Here is a 24,005-nt window from a genome sequence, read left to right as displayed (position 1 = left end):
AAATGGCAATTATCGGCAAACTTTCCTCGCTCGAATCATTCTTCGCTCAACATTCATTTTTAAACACGCTTCATACCTATCTTTTAGACGCGCTTAAACCCCAAAGCCCTATACATCAGCGTATCATTAAGCTAGATTCCCCAATCGAAGTCGTATATCCCCAAGACTTAGGCATTAGAGCTATTGAACAAAGCTACACGCTTAAAGCACCACAAAAAGCTTTTTTTGAGACACATCGGCGATATGTCGATTTTCAGCTCATTGTGCAAGGCTATGAATATATGCTACTTGGTGATAGATCAGACTTCACAATCCACACACCCTATGATGAAAATCGCGATTTAGTCATTTATGAGAATGCTATCCCCTCCGATAGCCAAAACAGATTCGCAAATAACACAAAGCACCCTATCAGTGAATCTTTAGGGACACCATTGCGCACACAGATTCTAATGAATGCGGGAGATTTAGCGATTTTCTTCCCTGATGATGTCCATGCAGGAGGTTTAGAACTTACGCCTAATCGACCTACCCCCTCTGCTCATCTTGTCAAAAAAAGTGTCGCCAAAGTGCCATTTGATTTATTTGCTAGATAAGAGAAGAATCTAAGAAAGAAAGCGAGAAGCTTAGGACTTCTTTAAATCTTAGATTTTTATTTTTAGATACTACCGCCCAGAGACATTAAAAATCTTTGTCGTTTTAACCAACAATCGCACGACAAGATAAAAAACTGCTGAAAGCCCAAATAAAACGCTCAAAATTTCATTGGGATAGACAAGCTCCCAATTCTCTTCTTGATAACACACAATCGCAACAATAATCAAATGTGCGATAAAAAGCGAAGTCGTAAGCCCAAAGAATGAATTATACTCTCGCTTGAGCATAGAACGAAATGAAAAATCCATATCACTAGGAATATAACCTTTCAACTTAGGGACAAAAGGTGGTGTGGAAAGCGTCCATTGCGTATAACTTTCTCCAAATTTCTTTGTCAAAAAGCTTTCTTCAGCAAAAATAATGCGCTCATAATAAAGCCAAAAAGCCAAAGAAAACACAACGATAAAAAGCCAATTCCCTAATAGAATCACAGGAGAAAGCATCATGAGAAAATTACCTAAATACAAAGGATTGCGGACGATTGAATAAATCCCCGTATGATTAAGCACGCTTGCTTTTTGCTCCTTTGTGTTGCGTCCTGAAGTATCCTTAGGAGCATAGCCAGCTACCCAGATTCTGATACCTTGCCCTACAAATCCCACGATAATAGCCACTACAATTAAAGCAGTATTATATTCTCCGTATTCATCTAACAAAAATGTTTGAGAAGTGCATATCACAAGAATAAAAAAAGGCACAATACATAAGGGTAAATAACTACGATAACGGAATAAAAAATCCCCTTGTGATTTCAGCTCTTCTTGTAATGCCATTAATCCTCCTTGTGCCAATTCTAAGAAAAACATTTTAACATAAATTTTAAGAATCTTGACAAACACTGCCTTTTTCAAACCAAAGGTTTATAAGAATCTCCAAACGCCTAAAGCACGCTAAAGGCTTATAGTGTAATAATAATCAAAAACTTACTGACAATTCACGCACTCTATAGATCTATCCACGATTTGCTCTTTTGCTTCAGGGCTTTGCGAACGCAAATAATAAGTGCTTTTTAGTCCTAACTTCCATGCAAGCATATAAATATCATTAAGCACCTTGCCACTTGCCTTATCCAAACGGATAAAAATATTTGTGCTTTGCCCTTGATCAATCCATTTTTGACGCACAGCAGCAGCCTTGACAATAGCCTCTTGTTCAATATCATATGCTGAAATGTAATAATTCCAAGTCTCCAGATTCAAGTTAGGCACGATAGTTGGAATCAAGCCACTTAGATTCTCTTCATACCATTTTTTACGATACACAGGCTCGATTGTCTGTGTCGTCCCTACAAGGATAGAGATAGAGCTTGTAGGAGCAATCGCCATCAAGTAACCATTGCGCATACCATATTGTTTGACAAAATGCCTTAATCCTTCCCAATCGCATTGTTGAGAAAATAATCCACCACGATCAACAAGCTTTAAGGCTTCTTTATTTGCCATATCAATAGGGAAAATTCCCTTACTCCAACTGCTTCCCTCAAATTGCGGATAACGACCCTTTTCTCGCGCCAATTCCGCACTTGATTTGATTGCATTGTAAGAAATAAACTCCATAATCTCATCAATCTTCATTAAATGCTCATTACTTCCCCACATAATTTGTGAGCTTGCAAGCATTTGAGCCTCACCCATTACGCCTAATCCAATTGCGCGATTAGTCATATTGGTTGTTTTGACTTTCTTATTCGGATAAAAATTCAAATCAATCACATTATCAAGCATTCTAATAGCAATAGGAATGACACGCTCAATATCCTCTTTGGTATGGATCTTTGAAAGATTCACACTTGCCAAATTACACACTGCTGTTTGCCCGTCTTGAGCGACACGAGAAGCATTAAAGACTTTTTTACCACCAATACTATCAATACTTGTGATTTTATTTGCTTTTTTTACAATACCATTATCAAGAGTAACTTCTTGTTTTTCCTCATAAAAATCCTTGCTCCCATCGTCATATTCCACTTCAACGATATAGTGATTAGGCTGTGTGTTTTGAAAAATCTCTGTGCAAAGATTTGAGCTTCGTATCACACCTGCATGAGCATTAGGATTCACACGATTTGCATTATCCTTGAAGCATAAGAAAGGTAAGCCTGTTTCAAAATAATTTGTCAAGATCTTTTTCCACAAATCTTTTGCATACACACGAGATTTTAATACAGAATCTGATGCCTCATATTCCAAATACTTTGCCTCAAATGCCTCACCATAAAGCTCGGTAAGCTCGGGACACTCATAAGGATCAAAAAGTGTCCAAAATCCTTCTTCCTCTACGCGCTTCATAAACAAATCACAAATCCATACTGCCGGGAATAAATCATGCGCACGCCGTCTTTCTTCACCGCTATTTTTGCGCAAATCAATAAAATCATTAATATCATTATGCCATATTTCTAAATAAGTCGCAATCGCCCCTTTTCTCGTGCCTAATTGATCAACTGCAATCGCCACATCATTAGCAATCTTAAGAAAAGGCACTACACCTCCAGCAGCACTTTTATGTCCATCAATAAAACTTCCCAAACCTCTCACACGACTAAAATCCCAGCCAATACCTCCGCCATACTTAGAAAGCAATGCCATTTCCTTATAGGCGTCAAAAATTCCCTCGATATTATCCGGCGTGCTTCCCACGAAACACGAGCTTAGCTGATGTCTTGTTGTCCGCGCATTAGCAAGTGTAGGTGTCGCGCATATCACTTCAAATTGAGAAATCATATCATAAAATTTAATCGCCCATTCATTGCGATTTTCTTCATTTTGTGCCAAAAACATAGCAATCGCCATAAACATATGTTGAGGCAGCTCGATTGGCTCATTACGATGATTTTTAAGCAAATAGCGATCATAAAGCGTTTTGATACCTAAATAATTAAACTGCAAATCGCGTTTGTCATCAATATGGCTATTCAAAAGATCCAAATCATATTTTTCTTTGAGACCCTTTATCAGTTTGCCCTCTTCCTCGCCCTGCACAAAATAATCCCTAAGATGCTTATACCCTATCCAGCCTGTAACCTTATGATACAAATCATACAAAAATAATCTTGCCGCTACAAAAGTCCAATTAGGCGCATCGACATCGATTTTATCCACAGCCGTTTTAATCAGCATCTGCTGTATCTCTTCTGTGGAGATTCTGTCTTTAAAGTGAATCTTCGCATCAAGCTCTAATTCGCTTTGATTCACGCCTTCTAATCCTTTCACTGCTGAAGCAGTATGCTTTTGAATCTTGCTAATCTCTAAAGGTTCTATGCGTCCGTTGCGTTTTGTAACTGTGAGTGTATCTAGCATCTTAATACCCCCTTATTTGTAAGTAACCAATTCATCAATACTCAAGCGATAGCGAGGCTGTTGAGCCTTGCCACGATACCCGAAACACACGATCAAAGCCACTTGTTCTTTAAAAGGATCAAGTCCAAAATGTTTTTCTACCGCCTTTTTATCAAAGCCTTCAATATAACATGTATCAATCTTTAAATAACTCGCATAAGCCACCATATAAGTAGCCATAATATACGCTTGAAGCGCACTCCAATGTGTAATATCTTTATCAATGAATCCACGCTCATTAAGATAACCACCTAATCGCTCTGAAAAAATCTCATAACCGCTCAAATCCATTTTACGCCGAAAACTATTTTGCTTAGCGTATTCGCTCGGAGGTATCAAATCTCCTTGCAGATTCTTAAATACGATTACCTCACTTGCCGTAGTGATTTGAGGCTGATCCCAACATAAAGGTTGCAATGCCTCTTTAGCCTCTTGACTTCTAACTACTATCATTCGCGTAGGCTCCATACCAAAGGAACTAGGGCTCATTCTTCCCACTTCGAGAATCTCATCAAATATCTCTTTAGGGATTTTTTTACTTTCATCAAACAATTTGCAAGCATGTCGGAAATAGATAGATTCTAAAAAACGATTCATAATAAGCACCTCACACAAATAGTATTCAAGTCTTCACCTGAAGAAAAGCTTTACCTTGCCAAAGCCTTTATTCAAGCAAACTAAAAATCCAAAAGGCACAAAAAGCGCAGGGATTATTTCCCCTTTGCTCTTTTGCGCATATTGGGTTCAAGGATTTTTTTACGGATTCGGAGATTTAGAGGTGTGATTTCGAGAATCTCATCATCTTCAATCCACTCTAACGCCCGCTCCAATGTCAGCTCACGCGGTGGGACAAGCTTTATCGCATCATCACTCCCACTCGCACGCATATTTGTCAAATGTTTTGTTTTGATAGGATTGACATCAAGGTCATTATCGCGGCTGTGTTCGCCTATCACCATACCTATATAAACTTTCGTTTGCGGATTGACAAAAAGCACGCCTCTCTCTTGGATATTAAATAACGCAAACGCACTCGCTTCGCCATTTTCCATACTTACTAACGCGCCATTTTTGCGAGATTCTACACTGCCACTAAAAGCACGGAATTCCAAAAAGCTATGATTCATTACACCCTCACCTTTTGTATCCGTCAAAAACTCACTCCGATAGCCGATAAGCCCACGCGCAGGGATTTCAAACTCTAAGCGTGTGTAGCCATCGCCCATAGGATTCATTGCTTTCATCTCTGCCTTTCTACGCCCTAATCGCTCAATAATACTTCCGCTAAAATCTTGAGGTGTATCAATGACTAAGTGTTCAAAAGGTTCTTTCTTGACGCCGTCTTCTTCTTTGATAATCACCTCCGGGCGCGAGATACTAAACTCAAACCCTTCACGGCGCAAATTTTCAGCTAAGATTGTGATTTGCAATTCACCGCGTCCCGAAACGCGGAACTTACCCTCGCCCATTTCAACGCATCGCATCGCAATGTTTGTCTGCATTTCTTTTAAAAGTCTGTCTTTAAGCTTATTAGCCGTTACATGTTTGCCCTCTAATCCCGCCAAAGGACTATCATTGACCGCAAAATACACGCTCATTGTAGGCTCTTCAAGGTGCATCGGATCAAGCGGCATCGGATTATTAGGATCGACAATAGAATCCCCGACATCAATCGCATTAAATCCCGCTATGGCGACAATATCACCCGCTTGTGCAGATTCTATCTCTGTGCGTGCCAGACCCATAAAGCCTATGAGCTTGGTAATTCTGCCCACTTCTTTTTCACCATCACCTTTGGCAAGCATCACATTTGCACCCTTCGTAACGACACCATTAAACACCCGCGCGATACCGATTTTCCCCACATAGTTATCATAGTCAAGTGTAAAAATCTGCATTTGCAGTGCATTATCACTGCTTCCGCTTGGCATAGGCACATATTCTAAAATCGCATCAAAAAGCGGCTCAAGATTCTTTTTCTCATCTTCAAGATTCTTAATCGCATAGCCATCACGCGCAGCAGCATAAATCACAGGAAAATCAAGCTGAAAATCATTCGCTTCCATTGCGACAAACAAATCAAACACTTCATCGACTACGCGGTCTGGCTCTGCAGCGGGTTTATCAATCTTATTGACAACCACAATGGGGCGGATTCCAAAGCTTAGAGCCTTTTTGACGACAAATTTTGTTTGAGGCATTACGCCCTCTTGCGCATCGACAAGCAAAAGCACACCATCGACCATTTTTAGCACTCGTTCGACTTCACCGCCAAAATCAGCGTGTCCGGGTGTGTCAATGATATTGATCTTCGTGCCTTTGTAATTGATTGCAGTATTTTTAGAAAGGATTGTGATGCCCCTCTCTCTTTCCAAATCATTAGAATCCATGACGCGCTCATCAATCTGATCCCTTTCATTGAAAATGCCAGATTGACTTAAAAGCCCATCAACTAAAGTGGTTTTGCCATGATCGACATGAGCAATAACGGCGATATTTCGGATATTTTGCATAAAAACTCTTTTTTAGGATTTTAGGATAAAAGCGAAATTGTAAAACAAAAAAAACAATAGTTTTCTTAAAGCACCTAAATATATTTCAAAGAAAAATAATGATACTTTGGCTTAGATTTTGATAGAAAATAAAATTAAAAATAAAAAGAGAAAGACTATTTAAAGAGGGGCATTCCTCAAGTAAGGAATGCCTTTTACAAGGAGGTTTAAAGGATTAGAAATCCCATTTAAATCGTGCTGCAGCAATAACGCTAGAGATTTTGTCAGCTCCTCCTAAAACCGTTGCAGTTCCATTAGCATTATAATAAGCAACTTGAGGCACGAAAGTAAAGTTACCGCTCACTTTATAAGGGAGGTTGATATAAGCATTGACACCACTCACTGTGCCACCTACACCTTTACCGAAAGTCTTTTGATAACCACCACCAAGTGTTAGAGCAAGTTTTTGTCCGAGGTTAAAGCCAAGCTCGACATTCGCACCTGTTCTTTTGACATCTTTCGCTGTTGCAAGTATTGGAGTATTTAAATAATCACCTCTATTTAAGTTTGTAGTTTGCTCACCATAGAGATGCGCATCGACACCATAGCTCGCTAGCACTGAAAGGTATGCGTTACCAAAAGTCGGTCTGATCGCTGCCCAAAGATCCCAAGCAACATCACCTTTATTCATATTTACAGAACCCATTGAACCTGAAGTTGTGTATTTTTTATAGTTGTAGGCGACTTTAAAGAAAGGAGCTCCCTTATCACCTTTGATTGTATAAGCAAGCGAAATACGAGGGAATTCATCAAGTGCTGTAGTTCGTCCTAGTGCTACATAATCCTCAACTAAAGCGACACTCAAGCCTGCGAGGTTGTATTGGAGCTGGATTTTACGATTCCCTGTATTAACCCCACCAAAGCCTTGTGCGCCGTTGTCGTTATTGAGCCAGTTAGAGATAAAGCCAATATCTGTGGTTGGTGCATCTGTCTTGCCAAAAAGGATTTCTCCCGCACCTGTGGTATAAGAACCCCAAAACTTTCTTAAAGGTGCGCCATTAGTTGTTCCATCAACACCGGGTTCAGAAGCTCCAAACTCAACATTTGCTTTGAAATTCCCATGTGAAAATCTCGCACCAAAGTGTGAGTTATTTTGGATACCGATCAAATAACCACCACGACCATCAGTCGCCGAGCCATTTCCTGTATAGCTACCACCCATATAGCCACGGATAGAGCCATAAAGATTGACTTTTGTGTCATCATCACTATAGATTTCAAAAGCCAAGCTTGGGATTGCCAAAGATGCTGCTAAAGCACTACTGATTAAAACTTTTTTCATTAGGAAAACCTCCAAAAATTAAATATAGGCTTTGATTGTAGCTACAAATTTATTTTAAGTCAAGGATATATTTGACAATCTTCAGTAAATCATCTCTCATTTTTGAGGAAAATTCACGCTTTTAGCGAGAAAGAAATCATAAAAATCACTTAAAACACCTTATATAAGGGATATTAGATACACAATCCCAAGATGATACCTAAAGTAACAATACAAATTTATCGCATTTATGGGGATCTACACTATAATGCTTTTGAGGTTGCGACTAGGAGGAAGCAGCCTCCTAGTTTGCAACCTACTTTTTACGAAAAGGAGGTTGCTATGAGCAAGATTCGAAAGAAAATCTTAGTCGTTATTATACTACTTTGTCTCATCGTAGTCAAGTGCAGCTAAGGTCAAACCATTGTCCGCTTTTACCTAAGGGAGCGGATAAGTCTTGCTCTCCTCCTTACTTAGGCATTTATGCTTATTCATACTTATACTACAAACTAAAAATTATTAAGAATCTTAGATAAAGTTTCGTATTGGTCAAATCTATCATAACTTATGGGAATTTGTATTAAAATGATGCAGAGGTTGCTCTAGGGAGTGAGTAGCCTCCCTAGAAGTAGCCTACTTTAAACATAAAGGAGGTTACATGAGTAAGATTTACACCAAAATCTTGGTAGTTATTTTACTATTATGTCTTTTAATAGTCAAGTATTACTAAGATTAATCCATACACCTACCTCTTAGCTTGAGGGTGGGTGTAGTCTTGACTTCACTTCCTATCAAGCGTTTTCTTACATAATGCTTACATTGTTTTGTTTTATATCTATGAAATTGCAAGTTAAAATCAAAGAATCTTAAAAAAGTTTTAATGCCAATCAAAGGAGATTTTAGAGTATAATAACGCAGGGTGTCTGCCACAGGTCGCACCCTGTGGCAAATCTATGCCCCAAAAGGAGCTTAAGATGAAACCACTAAAACTCATCTTGGTTGCGATTATACTACTTTGTATAATTATAGTCAAGTCTTATTAGCTTAAGGCTTATGCCCGATTATCGAGCATCAAGGTGAGTTTCCCCTGTGGTAGTAGAATCTAGCAATTCCTTATAAATAGTGCTAAATCCTATAAAATCTCCTGTCCGATAAGCTTATACCGCTCCCAATAATATTCTACAAACGCATCGACTGCTGGATTTTTCGCCTTGTGCAAACCTTTATCATTAATCACATAAGATTCTAACCATATTTTCGATGGGCGTTTATCCACATAATGCTGACTTAAAGAGAGATAGGCTTCTTGATACCATGCAAGCAATTCTTTGTAATGTCGTGTGTGAATCTGAAGTTTAGGCGACTGATGCGCATCAAAGCTCAATACACCGCTCTCAAACATACCGCTTAGATGCAACAGCCCCTCACAATAATACGGACGCACTTCTGTGCTTGTCCGCCACGCCATTAAGCCCACAGCTCGGCGGATATGATCACTAAGAAGCGCATCAAGCAAGGCATTAGATGCGTGTAAGTCTTGAGGTGTGAGAGTGATAAAATACGCCATTAGTCCGCCACAAGTGGCTTTAAATTCCTCGATATTTTTAAACTCTCCGTCAATATTCATCACAGATTCTGTGTGTTCATCGACCCATAAAATATGCCCAAACTCATGCCCATTCGTGCTGATGTCATAGATTTGATACCATAAATCCTCATTATCAAACATCACCCCTCGTGCTTTTTCCAAAAAATCCCTATCAAAGATTTCATATTGGAGCTTCATTTTGGGTTTTGCCCTATTTTGCATCAGAATCCTATCGGGAAAGGCAAAGATTTTTTTACCCTTTTGTGAAGACACCCATTCGTCATTAGGCACGACTTGCGCGGAGAAAAGTCCATTCAACTCCGCACCATAAAACAACAAAGGCAGGGCATTATAAAGTGTGGTTTGTGAAAGTGAAGCAAGGACAAAATGTTTCAAATCCTCATCACAATGAATTTGTGAAGCAATCTTCTCAAACATCTTTTGCACTTGTAAAGCGGTGTTTTGATGTGCCTTTTGCGACTTGCTAAGGCGTAAATCCCACTCGGGAGCGACACTATGGCGATAAATATCTTCATAATATTCTAAAGGGTGAGCGATTTGCAAAGGTGTATCTATATCCATCCACGCCATATCTACGCTTTGCCATTGTGTGATAAGCTGTGTAGAATCTTCCTCATTCCATGCTCTTTTAAGCGCGACAAAATAAGCGATATAGGCTTCTTTCTTATGATAGATAGAATCTTCTAAAGATGCTAGAGATTCTACAGTCTGATCAATCGCTTTCGTGATAGATGCGACCTGCAAAGGAAATGCTTTTTTGTAAGGCAAAGACGCATAGATTTCTTGCTGTGAAGACTTATCAACCAAAATCGGGATAGAATAACTCCGACCGACATATTCGCCTTGAGAATCTTTATCGAGTGTCGGTTGTAAAAGATGCAGGGCTTGAGAAAAGTCGTATTTTTCGCTAAATGCGGTATTAATCTCATCAATCAATGTCTGATTCCATACTTTAAAAAACTCATTCATTGCTTGACCGATACGATGCACACCAAAGAGAATCTCCCGATAAAATGCGCTCAAAAGCTGCTCTTGCGAGATTCTATCAAGGATTGCTTGATGTGCTTGATTATAATAATCTCTCACAAACTCAAGCAATTGATATTGGCAACTTTTGAGCCATTCTTTAGCTTGTTTTTGAGAATCTTGAGCCAAAGAATGGTATTTTTCTGAATCCTCAAGCACTTGCAAGATACTATCTTCACGCAGATTCACAATGCGTTGCGCCAAAGCCATAAGGTTTGCCTTACTCGTGGGAATCTCTAGCTTTTGGGCAAGATGTTCTAATGTCGTATAGTGAATCTGCAAAGAAGCATCATCGTTTTCTAACACTCTAAAAAACTCATTGGTCGTCTTGATAGATTCTTTTGCCATTTCATAGATAAGCTTTAAATGCGATTCAAAAGTGATTTGATGAGATGAAGTGTCCATTAAATTTGCCTTTTTTGTCATTGTATTATCATTTGCACATTGTGGCTGTGCGACTTCTATAAATTCACTACAAAATTCACTACAAGCTTAGTCTTACGATAAACTTGCGTGATTACAGAATCTCCAAGCGGTGATTTTATCAAAATTAGCAAAAATCTGCCATAATTTTGTCGCAATTAAAAACAAGGAAAATTCTATGACAAAATCGCCATTTGATAAGCTTATCCAAGCAAATCGTATGAAAACTTATATGGCTTTAGGCGTTTATTTGATTATTTTTATATGTATTGGTTTTCTAGCCGATATTATCCGCCTCAACCTCCCCTCACTTGATGAGGGCATCATAATGCTACTGACATTACAAGAATTTCCGCTGATTACGATGATTATGGGGATTGTCTCACTAGGGGTGATTCTCTTTTCTGTGGCAAACGCTTCGCGCATTATGCTTAGCGGCAATGTCTATAAGCTCATTGACCCCAACGCCCCGCTTTCTCATAAAGAATCTAACGCTTATCGTGCTTTACAAGAGCTTGTCCAAAGTGCAGGGTTAGACTTTATCCCTAAGCTTTATGTGTTTGAAGCTCCCTATATGAACGCTTTTGCAAGCGGTTGGAATGCTAAAAATTCTATGATTGCCATTACTTCAACCTTATTAGAACATCTTGATGCGCAAGAGTTAAAGGCTGTCATTGCACATGAACTAAGCCATATCCGACACGGCGATGTGAGACTGACAATGTGCGTGGGGATTCTTAGTAACATTATGCTTTTAGCTGTGAATCTTTTTGCCTTTAGCTCTTCAGCAAATTCACAAGGTGCAAAAAATGCGCGAACGATACTTCTCATTTTGCAATTTGTCTTGCCTCTTTTCACGGCGGTGCTTTCGCTTTTCATCAGTCGCAGTCGTGAGTATATGGCGGATTCTGGAGCGGCGTATTTGATGAATGATAGCACACCGATGATTAAAGCATTGCAAAAGATTTCACAAGACTATGAGCAAAACTCCTACCAAGAATCCAACCCCACACGCGCCAATGCGTATTTGTTTGACAAAAGCGAGATTCTAAGCACGCACCCTAGTATCCAAAACCGCATCAAGGCACTATTAGAACAATAAAGGAAGAAAAATGTTAGAAGATTATGCAGAGCAATTTTTTAAGGCATTGTGCAAACAAATCGGCGAGGACGAGACACGAGAGGGCTTAAAGCACACCGCACAGAGAATCTCACAAAGTTATCAAAACTTGCTTGATGGCTATGCACAAAGCCCTACAGAGGTTTTAGGGAGTGTCTTTACACAAGGTGCGTGTGATGAAATGATCGTGCTAAAGAAAATGCCCTTTTATTCGATGTGCGAACATCATCTTTTGCCCTTTTTTGGGCATATTTCTATTGGCTATCTTCCAGATAAGAAAATTGCGGGGATTAGTGGATTAGCGCGAGTGGCAGAGATTTTCACGCATCGTTTGCAGATTCAAGAGAATCTCACCGCACAAATTGCAGATTGTCTGCTCAATGAGCTGATGCCTAAAGGTGTTATGGTCGTTTGTGAAGCGCGTCATTTATGCCTTGAGATGCGTGGGAAGCAAAGGCAATCAAGCATCATCACTTCAGCTTTAAGAGGACTTTTCAAGAAAGATTCACGAACACGCACAGAATTTATGCAGCTTATCAAGGATTAATCACGCGCTTTTAAGGGTATTGCCCATTATTTGTGTGCTGAATGATAAAGTGTGCGGGCTTCACGCAACAAAGACGCTTGGGTATTTTCTATCTTCTCTTCAATCACAAGCGTAAGCAAAGTAGATAGAATCTTGCCTATTTCCTTGCCCTCTGTGATACCAATATGCTGCAAATCTCGCCCATTTACCGCTAAATCTTTCAAGCAAAAAGCCATTTGAGAATCAAGCACTTGCGCTTTAATCTCTCGAATCTCGGCGAGATTCTTAAGCCTTTCACTTATCAAAGAGGGATTTTGCGCTAAAATATCTGCCTTTTTCACCTCTAAAAGCAATTCAAAAAGCTCATTATCAAGCTTACTAAGCAAACGCCTTACACTTTTTGGGCTAGATTCTAGCACTATATCGTGATGAGTGATAAGTGTAAGAATCACGCATTTTGTTTTCTTATCCCAACGCAAACGATCTAAAATCTTCTCTGCAATCAAGGCACTTTTTTGCGCGTGTCCATAAAAATGCCCCACACCTTCTTTTTGCGTAAAAGTGTGAGGCTTTCCTATATCATGTAGCAACATCGTCCAACGAATGATAGAATCTTCACACGCACGATCAATCGCTAAAATCGTATGCCCCCACACATCAAGATGATGATAAGGGTGATGCTGTCGAAATCCTATCATCGGGAAAATCTCTGGGATACACACCGCGATAATCTCCGCATATTCTTCAAGCACTGATTTGACATTTTTACCACAAAGGAGCTTTGTAAGCTCGACCCTGATGCGCTCTTGGGAGATTTTTGTCAGTCTTTGTCTGTGCGCAAACATCGCATCTTTAGTGGATTGCTCAATTGTGAATCCTAAGAGAGAAGCAAATCTTAAGGCACGCAAGATTCTCAAAGCATCTTCACATAATCGCTCGTTTGCATTCCCCACACACCGAATCACGCCATTTTGCAAATCGTCCAAACCACAGAATCTATCCACAAGCCCCTCATGGTAATGATACGCTAAGGCATTTATCGTAAAATCTCTTCGCTTCAAGTCTTCTTCTAAGGAAGTGCTAAAATGCACAGATTCTGGAGAGCGTGCATTGAGATAATCACCATCAATACGAAAAGTAGTAATCTCATAAGGGACGGATTTTTTTATAAGACTCACGGTGCCGTGTTTTAAGCCGGTGGGCAAAACTTTAGAATCCGCAAAAACACGCATCACCTCATCAGGTGTCGCAGAAGTGGTAATATCCCAATCTTTAGGTATATAAGGATTACGCGTGATTTGACACAAAAGCGCATCACGCACACAACCTCCCACGACATAAGCCTTGAATCCTGCAGATTCTAAGGTTTGTAAGATTTCTTGAACCTCTAAAGGAATGCTCAAAGTCAGATTCATTACCGAAAATGTAAAGGTGTGCTTTTGAGATTTGGCGTAGGAGATGGGCGATAGGAAGGTGTATAATGATGATAAGATCTCCCCACGCCATATCCAAAGCCTCCACCCCAAAAGATTCTCGAGCCTGTATCCATTGTAGGATTTTGTGCCATTTGTGCTGCTCTTTCTTCGGCTTTTTTGCGTCTTTCCTCTTGCAATGATTGAGCTTGATGCGTGATCGAACTATTGTCAATTCTAAAAAGTAACTCCACAAAAACGCCATAGCCATTTGTCGTGCTTAATGGCTGATAATCTTGTATAGGGCGAGTGAGATATTTTTTGACACCTGCACGCACAGAAAATTTGGAATGAATATTTACTGCCAAGCCTAAATGGACATTACTTTGCAAACCTTTATGACTATGGGCTAAAGAAGGATTAGGAAGCCAATAATACGAGTATTGTAACTCCCCTCCCAAAAAAACCCCTAGCCCTCTGTTTGAGCCAATATCCAATAAGACATCACCCCCGACACCGCCAGAAAAGAAAGAGGCTTGATTGATAGAATCTTGCTCATCAAAACGACTATAACCTCCCTCTAAGGGAATATACATTGATAGCCCAAATGAATTATTAAAATAATATTTCGCCCCATACTTGAGATGAAGCGTGTATAATGCAGAGGAGAGATTCTCATTTTTAAGATTTGTTTCAATCTTTGGCACAAATCCTGCCCCGATAGAGAAAAAAGCACTCGTTTTATCGTTCGCCCACACACTGCTTAGTGTTAAAACAACAGCACAAATCACTTTCACACTTCGCATTTTAGCCCCTAAAACACATACACATAATTTAAACGATACACAATCATATCGCTGATACGCAAAGAAATCGATTCGTCAGCCCACATAGAGGGATTAGCACCCGTTACATACCCGCTCACAATTGCTGATTCATATCTTAAAGTAGGTTGATAATATCTCATTTCCCACTCAATCCGATGTTTGCTCTTAATAGTCAAAGAGATTCCAGCTTGATAATTCCAACCGCTGCCCTTAATCTTTGCTCCCTCATGATTATCAGAATGTATAGTATAGTAACCATCTTTAAATTGATGCGTTAAAAGCGAATACCCTCCGCCTGCAAAAACTCCTAAAGTCGTATGATTGACTTGAAGAATCTCAAAAAGCAAATCTGCATTAAAGCCCATATAATGGGTATCCATAAGATATTCTTTTTGCATCTCGTCTTTGTAAGTCGCGCTGCCTGATTGGTAATCAAAATAGATTCTCGCTCCAAGACGCGCATCAGAAGTAAAAAATTGATACCCCCCGCGTAAAGCAAAGCCAATATGATTTTTGCTGTCATTGCTGTGCGGATAGTATCTCATAGGACCTGCGGATTGCGTGATAAAAAGCCCGTCATAATGAGCATTTTCAAGCGAAAGACTGCCTCCGAGAAATAACCCGCTTTCTCCCGCTCTAAGCTCAAAAATGCCTAATGACATTAAAAGATAAAAAACCCAACCCCACTTTTTACGCATTCATCTTCCTAAAAAGTATAAATTGCAAGATAATCGACTTAAATTTTACATTGTTTAAATTAATCGCATAATACAACTACTGAATCTGCCCTTTGTGCATTCCCTTTCTCACACGGAGAATGCCAAATTTAAGAACCAAGCGTCTGATAAAAGGCACAAACATAAAAGGATAACGCACATAAGCTCTAAAAAGCGTTTTAAAAACTAAGATTCTCGTGGCTCTGACATAAGAGCGATGCGCATCACTATCATCACGATTAAGAATCTCACTTAAGATTCTTGAGCTACTCATCGCCCCGCTAATGCCTTCAAGTGTGCTAGCATTGACAAAACCCGCCGCTTCACCCACTAAAAAAATATGATCCCTCCCACACACAAAATCCTTCAAGCGCGTAGGATAAAGCACCAAGCAACTTTCACGCTTAAGCTTCTCTCCAAAGACAAAGCCTATACTTGCTAAATCTTTTTTTTGCTGTTTAAAATGCGAAGAACAATGATGATGCAAATACGCGCCGCCAAAGATAAAATATCCCTCTTTAGACATACTCCAACTATAGCTCGGTGTGATTTTTTCATCAAAATAACAAGCAAGCATCGGAGGGTTAGATTCTTTAAACCATTCTTGAATACACACAAGCGTTTGTGTCTTAAGGTGAGGGTATAAGAATCTCCGCAAATAGCTTGTCGCGCCGTCTGCTCCAATGATGTAACGCGCATTAAAAGTATAATACTGACCCTGCACATAGAATCTCCCACGATAACTGGGTTTGCCCGTGTCTTTAGCGTGAGTATTAGGGAGAGATTCTAAACCCTTAAAAAACGCATTGTGCCACACTTCAATATGCGGTGGGATAAGGGATTTGAGCCATAAATCAAAACGATGTCGCTCCATATTGACATAGCATTTTTGGATATAAGAGCCGATTTTGGAGGGTATATCAATTGTATTAATCGCAAAGATTTGAGGCGAACTAAGAATCTCTAAAGGCAGAGAAAGCCCTTGATTAGCAAAACATTTTTGCGCACCTTGTGAGAGTAATCCACCGCAAGGTTTGTGAAAACTCTCATCAAAGCAATCCCCTTTAGCATCTTTCTTATCAAGCGCAATAACCTTAAGATGCGGTAAAAGCAATCGTGCCAAATTACTCCCAGCCACGCCTAAACCGATAATACCTATATCATAATCACCTAAATCTATCTCTTTTGACATTATCCTCATTACTCTTTATAATAGGCTACTTCATACGCAACCCGTTTCTTTCTCTAAAATTTATCGCTATTTGATCTTTCAGCATAGTCGCGTAAATATAAGACTATCACTCATCATTTGAATCTGCTAGATTCTCTCTGAAAGCCTTTTGTATACTACTTCTCTTGATATGTAAAAACAAAATTTTCATTATTAAGCTTCTCACGCAAACCATACCCTAGAGATTCTAGAATCTCAAGCACTTTGGGATATACTTGCGGGAAAATTTCTATCATTATAATGGGTTTGTGTTGGGCAAAGAAGCACCCCCCCCCCCCGTAATACTTCATCTTCAAAGCATTCTACATCAATTTTTACAAAATCAATTTTTTGAGTGAAGACGCCCCTTTTTTCCAAGTCATCAAGACTTTGGATAACAATCTCACCTGCTTCATCATTTTGAATACTTGTCCCCCCGGCATTGTCTATATGAAACTCTTTGATGCTTCCTTGCGATTGTTTTGCACCCAATGCGAAGTTAAAAGTCTGAATCTTTTCTTGGAGATTATTCAAAGTGATATTTTTGCACAACATTTCATAAGTCTCCTTGATAGGCTCAAACGCATAGATTCTAGCCACTCCTTTTACCATCGCCCAATAAATGCTGTGATTACCGATATTTGCACCAATATCAAGGATTTGAGCATTTTTAGGAATATATTTATCGACTTTTTCTAGTCCTTCAATCCCATAAAAATCTTTCGTGCGTAAAATAATTGCCTGTATCCAATCACTTAGCGCATAAGGAAGATAAAACTTTATTTCGCCGCATTGTTTATATTTTCTCCCATAATACAAAGGCTGGTCTCTGTCAAAAAAGTGATTAAAAGCAAAAACCTTGTCTTTATTTGAATAATACAGAATCTGACACGCTAAAATCTCTTGCATATTACCACTGACACTTGCACTCATTTCATTGATTTTATTCATCATATCTGATTGATTGGCACTTTCATTAAATCGCCTTGTTAAAAACTTTTTCCACGCTTTTTTAAACATTGTCATTCCTTTAAATTTGATAAGATTCAGTGAAGAAGCTCATTTTATTGCCTATCAATTATAATTTATTTACTTTAAAAAGTATTTAATTTTCCCTGCAAACAACCCATTAGATTCTTAAAATGCAATTTGTATAAGATAAAAGAAAGAAGTAAAAATTTACATTCATCAAATATAATAATGAAAATTATTAAAGGAGTTTTTATGAATTTTTACAAAACATTTCGTGTGCTAGATTCTGTGTATCTGTGGTTACTTGGCATAGGTGTAGGCTGCATTGTTGCTTGTGGAATGTTTGCTGCGCCGGTAGTCTTTAAAGCTTCAAGCTTTATCCCGGATTTTAGCATCGCTGATAGTGGGCTTATTATGGGTAATATTTTCCTCAAATGCAACACATTTTTTAATGTCCTTGCTGTGGTGATTATTATTTATGAAGTGATTTCTCTTGCTGTCAGCAAACGCTTTGCCCATAGCAATCAACGCCGTTTGTGGTTTGTCTTAGGAGGAATTAGCGTTATTATGATTTTTCTTTTTACGCTTTATTATACGCCTTTTATTATGGACGCGCAATCTGCTGGGAATCTAGGCACACCTGAATTTGATTCTATGCACAAACAAAGTGAGTATGCTTTTAAGATTTTACTTGTAAGTCTTAGTGCTTTGATGATTTGGCGGGGTATTCTTGGTAGCAACAACCCCTCTTGCTGCAAAGAGAAAGCCTAATCTAGCTTTCTCTTACTTGTAAGGATTATTGTTTGAGGTTGAGTAAGGTATTAAGAATCTGATCACTTGTCGTAACGGCTTTTGAGTTAGCTTGGAAACCTCTTTGCACTACAATCAATTGTGTAAGGCTTCGGCTCAAATCCACATTACTCATCTCAAGCTTTGACCCTGAAACGCCCCCTCGTCGTCCTGTGTTTGCTGCACCTACCATTGGCTCACCGGAGTTTCCTGTTTGTGAATAAACATTCCCCCCTTCAGCTTGCAAACCTGTATTATTTGCAAAGTTTGCAAGTGCCACTTGGGCTAACGCAATACTACGTCCATTACTGAATGCACCGAGCAAAGAACCATTGGAGTCAAAACGAATATCCATCAAGTCCCCTGCTTGATAGCCATTTTGATTGATTGAATAGGTTTCAGAGATCTTATCCACACTCGTTAGCCCACCAAAACTCTCATTTGCACCAAACTTAAGCTCTAATCGTTGAGGACCTTTTGAACCATTTTTCGGGTCAAATTGTAAAACGGGTGGATTCATACCAGAAAGTGAGCCATCGCTATTAAATGTCGCTCTTCCTCCCTCAAAGACATTCGGCTTAGTCGCAGACCCACCGACAAATTGCGCAGGCTCGGGGACAACTGCCCTAAAACTCCATACCGCATCGCCTGTCTTCCAAAACTCAAAACGAATATTGTGCTTACTACCCAAACTATCGACAATATCCACGCTCGTAGCATGTGTCGCTTTTGTAATTTTACCTGTGCTCACTGATGCGCCACCTTCAATCAAAGACGCGGTATTTAAAGCTTTCATTGTTTCTTTGAAAAGAACATTATTGGTTACATTATCTGAAAAATGGCTTGTAACAAAAAGGCTAAGGTTGCGTTGCTCTTCATCGGCATCATCATGATTGACGATTTCAAACATACCCCAACGATTGAGCGTTACGCCTACACTCGCTGTGCTTTCTTGATAGGTCTTCTCGGGATTCTTTATCATATTTGCATCGTATTGAATCAATGCTCTTAAGTCTTCTGTCGTTCTGAATTGTCCTGTTGTAGAATCTGCATCTTCAGATTTTGTATAACGATACCTAAAGGCTGTAATATCTTCTTCACCTTTGACAAAGTTTTGGAAAACACCTGTTCCATCAGCTGTAATACGCACATTTTTAACTTTTTCATTTCCGTCCATTTGGTTGCGATTCTCAATTCTTAATTGTCCCGCATCGACATAAGCACTCACACCTGTTTTATCTCTCAAAGAGTTAATCGCATTTTGTGCAGCAGTAATAGAGCTTACACCCGTAATGGCAGAGTTATTTGCAAAGGTTATCTTTTCACCATTAATACCGATTGTGCTTACATCACTCGTGGTAACTGTCTCATGGCGAATCATTGCGGTTTTGTAACTCATCCAAATCCCTTGATTCTCATTAAGTGCGAACGCATCACCATCATCGTTAAACAAAACACCCAAATCCTCACCAACTTGTGTAAGCACTCCTCGAGAATCATACACCGGAGAAACACCATCAGCGGCAGTCCTTGCAGTAGAATCTAGTGCGGCAACATCTTGCATCTGATCAATGTGCCGTCCTGCATTCAAATTAGCACGCAAAGTAATCGTTTTTGTCGCTCTCGCTGGCATCACCATACCCGGGTCGATTTGGATATTTCGCACAGGTCCGGTATTATCCACTCTAAAAAAGTCAAAATCACTCATAGTGCCAGATTCTGCTGCTTCCAACGGCGGGCGCACCCAACCTTGCACGACATACCCACCTGTTGTTACAAGATTCCCATTAGCGTCAAAAAGAAATTCCCCATTACGCGTATAATTGTGTGTCGTCCCTCTATCGGGAGAAATGATAAAGAATCCATCACCTTCAATAGCAATATCAGTTTTCACATCGGTATTTTGCGTATTACCTTGTGAAAACACTTTTGTTGTCGCATCAATGCCCACACCCAAACCTACTGAAAAATCGTTCTGACCTCCCAAGCCATTCTTGTAAGGTGAAGTCGCGATGAGTTTGATTTGAGAGAGCATATCCACAAATGAAGCTCGAGAATACTTAAAACCCACCGTATTGACATTGGCAATATTATTACTTTCTACATCTAAAGCAATTTGATGAGCCTGCATTCCGCTAACACCTGACCATAAAGACCTTAACATATTACATCCTTTCTGATAAAATCAAAGATATTCATCGCAAATTAATAAGCAATATACATTCCAAAATATCATTTTTTCCTTCAATTTTTTTATTTTTTGCCGATAAGGCATCGTGATAGAATCCTTTAAGATAATTCTTTCTTCAATAGATTCAGTGTATGATGAAAGATTTTGCGATAAAATCAAGGTTCATTTTTAAACAAGGAGTAGGCGTGAGAGATTCTGATGTTTTTCTTGCACAATGTGATACGACTGCGGGATTCTTATCGCATTGCCCTACACGACTTAATCATATCAAGCTCCGTCCCGCACATCAAAAAGTGCTTTTGGAGGTGGATTCTCTAAAAACTTTAAAAAATCTTTTGCGTATCCCGCAAAGGCATAAAAACCGCATTCGTAAAGCAAAAAATGCGACTTTTATTTATCCCAATGGAAAGGCAATCCGTCTTGTTAATGACAAATGGCATCTGTCGTTTCTCAAACACCATCAAATGATGTATTCGACTTCGGCTAACCTCACAAAAAATGCGTTTGATGCAGAATGGGCAAAAGCACAAGCCGATGTGATTGTTGTCGATTCTCGAGGATTCACAGAAAACGCTCCTTCTCGCATTTACGCAATCAATCATCACAGAATCCAAAGGAGACGTTAATGCGTGTCGATAAATTTTTAAGCAGTGTCAATATCCTCAAAAGACGCTCAATTGCTCAAGATATGTGTGATAATGGTGTAGTAAGCGTCAATGGTATCAAAGCAAAATCAAGCAAAGAGGTCAGAATTGGTGATAAAATCTCACTTCACTATCTCCAATACACAAAAACCTATCAGATTCTAGCACTTCCCACAACCAAAACAATCCCTAAAGCCCAAAGCAAAGAATATTATAAAGAATTGCCATAGCAGGCAATGAGAACAAAATTTAAGAAGCAATCCATTCACATAAAGCAATGCGTTGCACTTCACCTTTAAGAAAAATATGTGAATGTGTGTCCATAGAAAGCTCTAACTCTTCTTTACTTGGAGGAATGAGTGTCGCTTTTGCGTTGCATAACTGATACCTTAAAGCCATTGCAAACACTGCTGCAGACCCTGTCCCACAAGCAAGTGTAATATCTTCCACACCACGTTCATAAGTCAAATAAGAAATCTTATCGGGAGAATGAATATAGGCAAGATTCACATTCGCATCATAGCGATAACGCAAATCTTTAAGAATCTCATCTTTTGATATGGGGAGATTATGAATCTGCGGGACAAATCCCACCAAATGAGGCACACCTGTATTGACCAAGACAAATTCTTTAACTCCATAAGGATTTGCTTCATTAATCTGTTCTTTTTTGATTTCACAGATTCCCAAATTACTCCGCACTTTGTGCGTTTGCTGTGCATCAATCTCAATATCGATAATTCTTTCCTTGCTCAAGAAACGATGTTTAAATCCCGCAATACCCTCAATATAAGCATAATGCCCAATACTTCGACTTGCATTGCCACACATACTTGCCCTTGAACCATCAGCATTATAGAATTCCCATTCATATTCGTATTCTGATGTAGCAAAGGGTAAAAGGACAACCATTCCATCTGCGCCAATCCCATGATGACGGTCGCATACTTTTTGAGCCAATCTTGCTCGTGAGCCATCATCACGAATACAAGAAGTAAAAATTAAAAAATCATTGCCATTACTGCTGTATTTAACAAAACGCATGGGATTGTCCTTTAATGAAATTTTGGAAGAGATTGGATATAAGATTCTACTTGTCTTTGAAGTGATTTTATATCTTGAGAATTATCAATCACATCATCAGCCAGCGCACATTTTTGCATAATAGGCATTTGTGCATTTAGGCGCGCTTGGGCTTCAGCCATACTCAACTGATCTCTTTGCATAATGCGCCGTAAAGATTCTTCTAAAGGCGTATAAATTACCACACTGCGTTTAGTAGGATAAACATCTTTACCGCCTACTTCAAAAAATAAAGGTATATCAAGAAAATACCATGCTTGCTTTTTTTCTAGCTCCATAGCTTGTCTGATAATCTCATCACGAATATGAGAATGTAAAATCGACTCCAACATTTCACGCTTTTGAGCATTAGCAAATACAATTTTTCCAAGCTTTTTACGCTCAATTTCACCTTGTGTATTGAGAATCGCTTCCCCAAATACTTCTACTACACTTGACTTTTGTGCTACCAGCACGCTATGAGCGATTTTATCCGCACACACGCAATCATATCCATAAAGCGTCAAAAGGCTAACAACCGTGCTTTTACCGCTCCCTATGCACCCAGTTAGTGCAATCGCATAGTTTAAAGTATGTGAAGACATTTTAAAATTTAGCGATATTTTTGAGTTTTTGTGCTAAAAAAGTAGGCAATACAAAGGCACTTTCGTGAATCTTGGCATTATAATAATACACATCAGAAAGCAAATCAATTTTTTGCAAAATCATATCTGCGCATGGGTGCAACCGCTTGGAGGCAAAAAGATAACTCTTATCACTTAAAATACTAAGATTAAGAAAAAAAGGCATCACGATTTTAAAAAAATTTGCACATTCCCCCACACAATCAACAAAAGCCTTTTCTTCGAGTAATGGGTGATGATTTCTCATAATCAAAACACCCTCATCACTTAACATACGCGACAAGGCATCAATTTGATGTAAAGGAAGTAATGAATCTGTGATAATCACATCATATTTTTTAATATCAAGATCAATCACTTGCTGATAAAGAGAAAAATTTCTGTAGGTGAGCACTTCTTGAAAGTGAGGCAAAAAACTCATCAGAGAATCAAGAGTCTTGCGGTCATTTTGCACACAATCCACTGCAACCTGATGTTTCATACATTCATAAGCAATCTCAAGATTAAAACTATCAAAAAGCAGAACATTTTTGGGTTTAGAAATTGTGTTTAGAGGGATATGAGCCAATAATTCAGCTTCCATAAAAAGATATTTTTTAAGCATTAAATGCTTTTCGTCAAACATTGCTACTTCATCAAAGTCGTTACTTTTAAAAATTTCGAGTATATGTGAACTTCGAGAATCAAGTATTTTGTGATCAATTGTGTATTCCTGACGAAAATTAGGTGTGAGTTGCCTTGTAATCCACATACAATATCCTTATTTTATTTTGAATCCAAATTTTACATAGAAATGGTAGTATAGCTTAATCAAACAAACTTGAGGATAAAAACCGAATAAAAGACAGAGGAGAAAAAGAAAAACTCCCGTGCAGGTGCTTATGGCACATAAATTTTTAAGGTGCTCTGCTGTGTTCCCACCCTGAAGCGTTGCCTTAATAATCTATTGCATAAGTCTGCAAGGAAGCATCGGTATTATATATTGAGAGGGCTTAAGAATAATTTAACACAATTAAATCAGATTCT

General features: G+C 39.0%; 21 protein-coding genes. 6 read left to right on the top strand and 15 right to left on the bottom strand.

Annotated features, from left to right (window positions below; all coding sequences use genetic code 11):
- The first annotated feature begins 2 nt into the window (after positions 1-2).
- Complete coding sequence (locus tag LS68_RS03770; RefSeq protein ID WP_034370561.1) at positions 3-596, top strand: YhcH/YjgK/YiaL family protein; 594 nt, start codon at positions 3-5, stop codon at positions 594-596.
- Positions 597-665: 69 nt separating this feature from the next.
- Here LS68_RS03770 and LS68_RS03765 read toward each other — a convergent pair whose 3' ends face one another.
- From LS68_RS03765 to ciaB, 6 genes are all read right to left on the bottom strand, one after another.
- The gene (locus LS68_RS03765; RefSeq protein WP_034370558.1) at positions 666-1,430 is read right to left on the bottom strand and encodes an isoprenylcysteine carboxylmethyltransferase family protein; all 765 of its coding nucleotides are present in this window, start codon (positions 1,428-1,430) and stop codon (positions 666-668) included.
- Between the two features lie 150 nt (positions 1,431-1,580).
- Complete coding sequence (locus LS68_RS03760; RefSeq protein ID WP_034370556.1) at positions 1,581-3,956, bottom strand: ribonucleoside-diphosphate reductase subunit alpha; 2,376 nt, start codon at positions 3,954-3,956, stop codon at positions 1,581-1,583.
- A gap of 12 nt (positions 3,957-3,968) precedes the next feature.
- Positions 3,969-4,592 carry an NAD(P)H-dependent oxidoreductase gene (locus tag LS68_RS03755; protein ID WP_034370553.1) on the bottom strand — a complete coding sequence of 208 codons (624 nt, stop codon included), beginning with the start codon at positions 4,590-4,592 and terminating at the stop codon, positions 3,969-3,971.
- 113 nt (positions 4,593-4,705) lie between these two features.
- The gene (typA, locus tag LS68_RS03750; protein WP_034370550.1) at positions 4,706-6,508 is read right to left on the bottom strand and encodes a translational GTPase TypA; all 1,803 of its coding nucleotides are present in this window, start codon (positions 6,506-6,508) and stop codon (positions 4,706-4,708) included.
- Between the two features lie 214 nt (positions 6,509-6,722).
- The gene (locus LS68_RS03745) at positions 6,723-7,829 is read right to left on the bottom strand and encodes a hypothetical protein (protein ID WP_034370547.1); all 1,107 of its coding nucleotides are present in this window, start codon (positions 7,827-7,829) and stop codon (positions 6,723-6,725) included.
- 1,111 nt (positions 7,830-8,940) lie between these two features.
- A complete protein-coding gene (gene ciaB / locus LS68_RS03740; protein WP_034370541.1) occupies positions 8,941-10,848 on the bottom strand; it encodes an invasion protein CiaB in 1,908 nt (635 codons plus the stop codon).
- A 196-nt stretch (positions 10,849-11,044) separates the two neighbouring features.
- Here ciaB and htpX point away from each other — a divergent pair, with 196 nt between their 5' ends.
- Both htpX and folE read left to right on the top strand, forming a co-directional pair.
- Positions 11,045-11,968: a zinc metalloprotease HtpX gene (gene htpX / locus LS68_RS03735; RefSeq protein WP_138090984.1), complete on the top strand. Its 924-nt coding sequence runs from the start codon at positions 11,045-11,047 to the stop codon at positions 11,966-11,968.
- Between the two features lie 10 nt (positions 11,969-11,978).
- Positions 11,979-12,533, top strand: a complete 555-nt coding sequence (gene folE / locus LS68_RS03730; RefSeq protein ID WP_034369126.1) for a GTP cyclohydrolase I FolE — start codon at positions 11,979-11,981, stop codon at positions 12,531-12,533.
- A gap of 26 nt (positions 12,534-12,559) precedes the next feature.
- Here the strand turns inward: folE and LS68_RS03725 are convergent, their stop codons facing one another.
- The 5 genes from LS68_RS03725 to LS68_RS03705 form a co-directional block, all read right to left on the bottom strand.
- On the bottom strand, positions 12,560-13,915 hold the full coding sequence (locus tag LS68_RS03725) for an HDIG domain-containing metalloprotein (RefSeq protein ID WP_199741468.1): 1,356 nt from the start codon (positions 13,913-13,915) through the stop codon (positions 12,560-12,562).
- A gap of 11 nt (positions 13,916-13,926) precedes the next feature.
- Positions 13,927-14,730: an outer membrane beta-barrel protein gene (locus LS68_RS03720; RefSeq protein WP_034369130.1), complete on the bottom strand. Its 804-nt coding sequence runs from the start codon at positions 14,728-14,730 to the stop codon at positions 13,927-13,929.
- Positions 14,731-14,738: 8 nt separating this feature from the next.
- On the bottom strand, positions 14,739-15,449 hold the full coding sequence (locus LS68_RS03715) for an outer membrane beta-barrel protein (RefSeq protein WP_034369132.1): 711 nt from the start codon (positions 15,447-15,449) through the stop codon (positions 14,739-14,741).
- Between the two features lie 76 nt (positions 15,450-15,525).
- On the bottom strand, positions 15,526-16,659 hold the full coding sequence (locus tag LS68_RS03710) for an FAD-binding protein (RefSeq protein ID WP_034369135.1): 1,134 nt from the start codon (positions 16,657-16,659) through the stop codon (positions 15,526-15,528).
- A 234-nt stretch (positions 16,660-16,893) separates the two neighbouring features.
- Positions 16,894-17,697, bottom strand: a complete 804-nt coding sequence (locus LS68_RS03705) for an FkbM family methyltransferase (RefSeq protein ID WP_158621817.1) — start codon at positions 17,695-17,697, stop codon at positions 16,894-16,896.
- A 204-nt stretch (positions 17,698-17,901) separates the two neighbouring features.
- Between LS68_RS03705 and LS68_RS03700 the strand changes: the two genes are divergently transcribed.
- A complete protein-coding gene (locus LS68_RS03700) occupies positions 17,902-18,420 on the top strand; it encodes a DUF4149 domain-containing protein (protein WP_034372092.1) in 519 nt (172 codons plus the stop codon).
- A 25-nt stretch (positions 18,421-18,445) separates the two neighbouring features.
- Here LS68_RS03700 and flgE read toward each other — a convergent pair whose 3' ends face one another.
- Positions 18,446-20,602: a flagellar hook protein FlgE gene (gene flgE, locus LS68_RS03695; RefSeq protein WP_034372095.1), complete on the bottom strand. Its 2,157-nt coding sequence runs from the start codon at positions 20,600-20,602 to the stop codon at positions 18,446-18,448.
- 212 nt (positions 20,603-20,814) lie between these two features.
- Between flgE and LS68_RS03690 the strand changes: the two genes are divergently transcribed.
- Positions 20,815-21,255 (top strand): Sua5 YciO YrdC YwlC family protein, encoded by a 441-nt coding sequence (locus tag LS68_RS03690; protein ID WP_034372098.1) that lies wholly within the window; start codon positions 20,815-20,817, stop codon positions 21,253-21,255.
- Positions 21,255-21,503 carry an RNA-binding S4 domain-containing protein gene (locus LS68_RS03685; protein WP_034372101.1) on the top strand — a complete coding sequence of 83 codons (249 nt, stop codon included), beginning with the start codon at positions 21,255-21,257 and terminating at the stop codon, positions 21,501-21,503. Before LS68_RS03690 ends, LS68_RS03685 begins: the two co-directional genes overlap by 1 nt.
- A gap of 19 nt (positions 21,504-21,522) precedes the next feature.
- Here the strand turns inward: LS68_RS03685 and dapF are convergent, their stop codons facing one another.
- The 3 genes from dapF to LS68_RS03670 are packed head-to-tail and all read right to left on the bottom strand — an operon-like array spanning position 21,523 to position 23,730.
- On the bottom strand, positions 21,523-22,317 hold the full coding sequence (dapF, locus tag LS68_RS03680) for a diaminopimelate epimerase (RefSeq protein WP_034372105.1): 795 nt from the start codon (positions 22,315-22,317) through the stop codon (positions 21,523-21,525).
- A gap of 11 nt (positions 22,318-22,328) precedes the next feature.
- Positions 22,329-22,940 (bottom strand): dephospho-CoA kinase, encoded by a 612-nt coding sequence (gene coaE, locus LS68_RS03675; protein ID WP_034372108.1) that lies wholly within the window; start codon positions 22,938-22,940, stop codon positions 22,329-22,331.
- Position 22,941: 1 nt separating this feature from the next.
- The gene (locus LS68_RS03670) at positions 22,942-23,730 is read right to left on the bottom strand and encodes a spermidine synthase (protein WP_034372111.1); all 789 of its coding nucleotides are present in this window, start codon (positions 23,728-23,730) and stop codon (positions 22,942-22,944) included.
- Positions 23,731-24,005: the final 275 nt, after the last annotated feature.

It is taken from the genome of Helicobacter sp. MIT 05-5293, from assembly GCF_000765665.2.
GTDB lineage: Bacteria > Campylobacterota > Campylobacteria > Campylobacterales > Helicobacteraceae > Helicobacter_C.
Note: the sequence above shows the minus strand (reverse complement) of the source record. Positions and strands in the feature narration are given on the sequence as shown.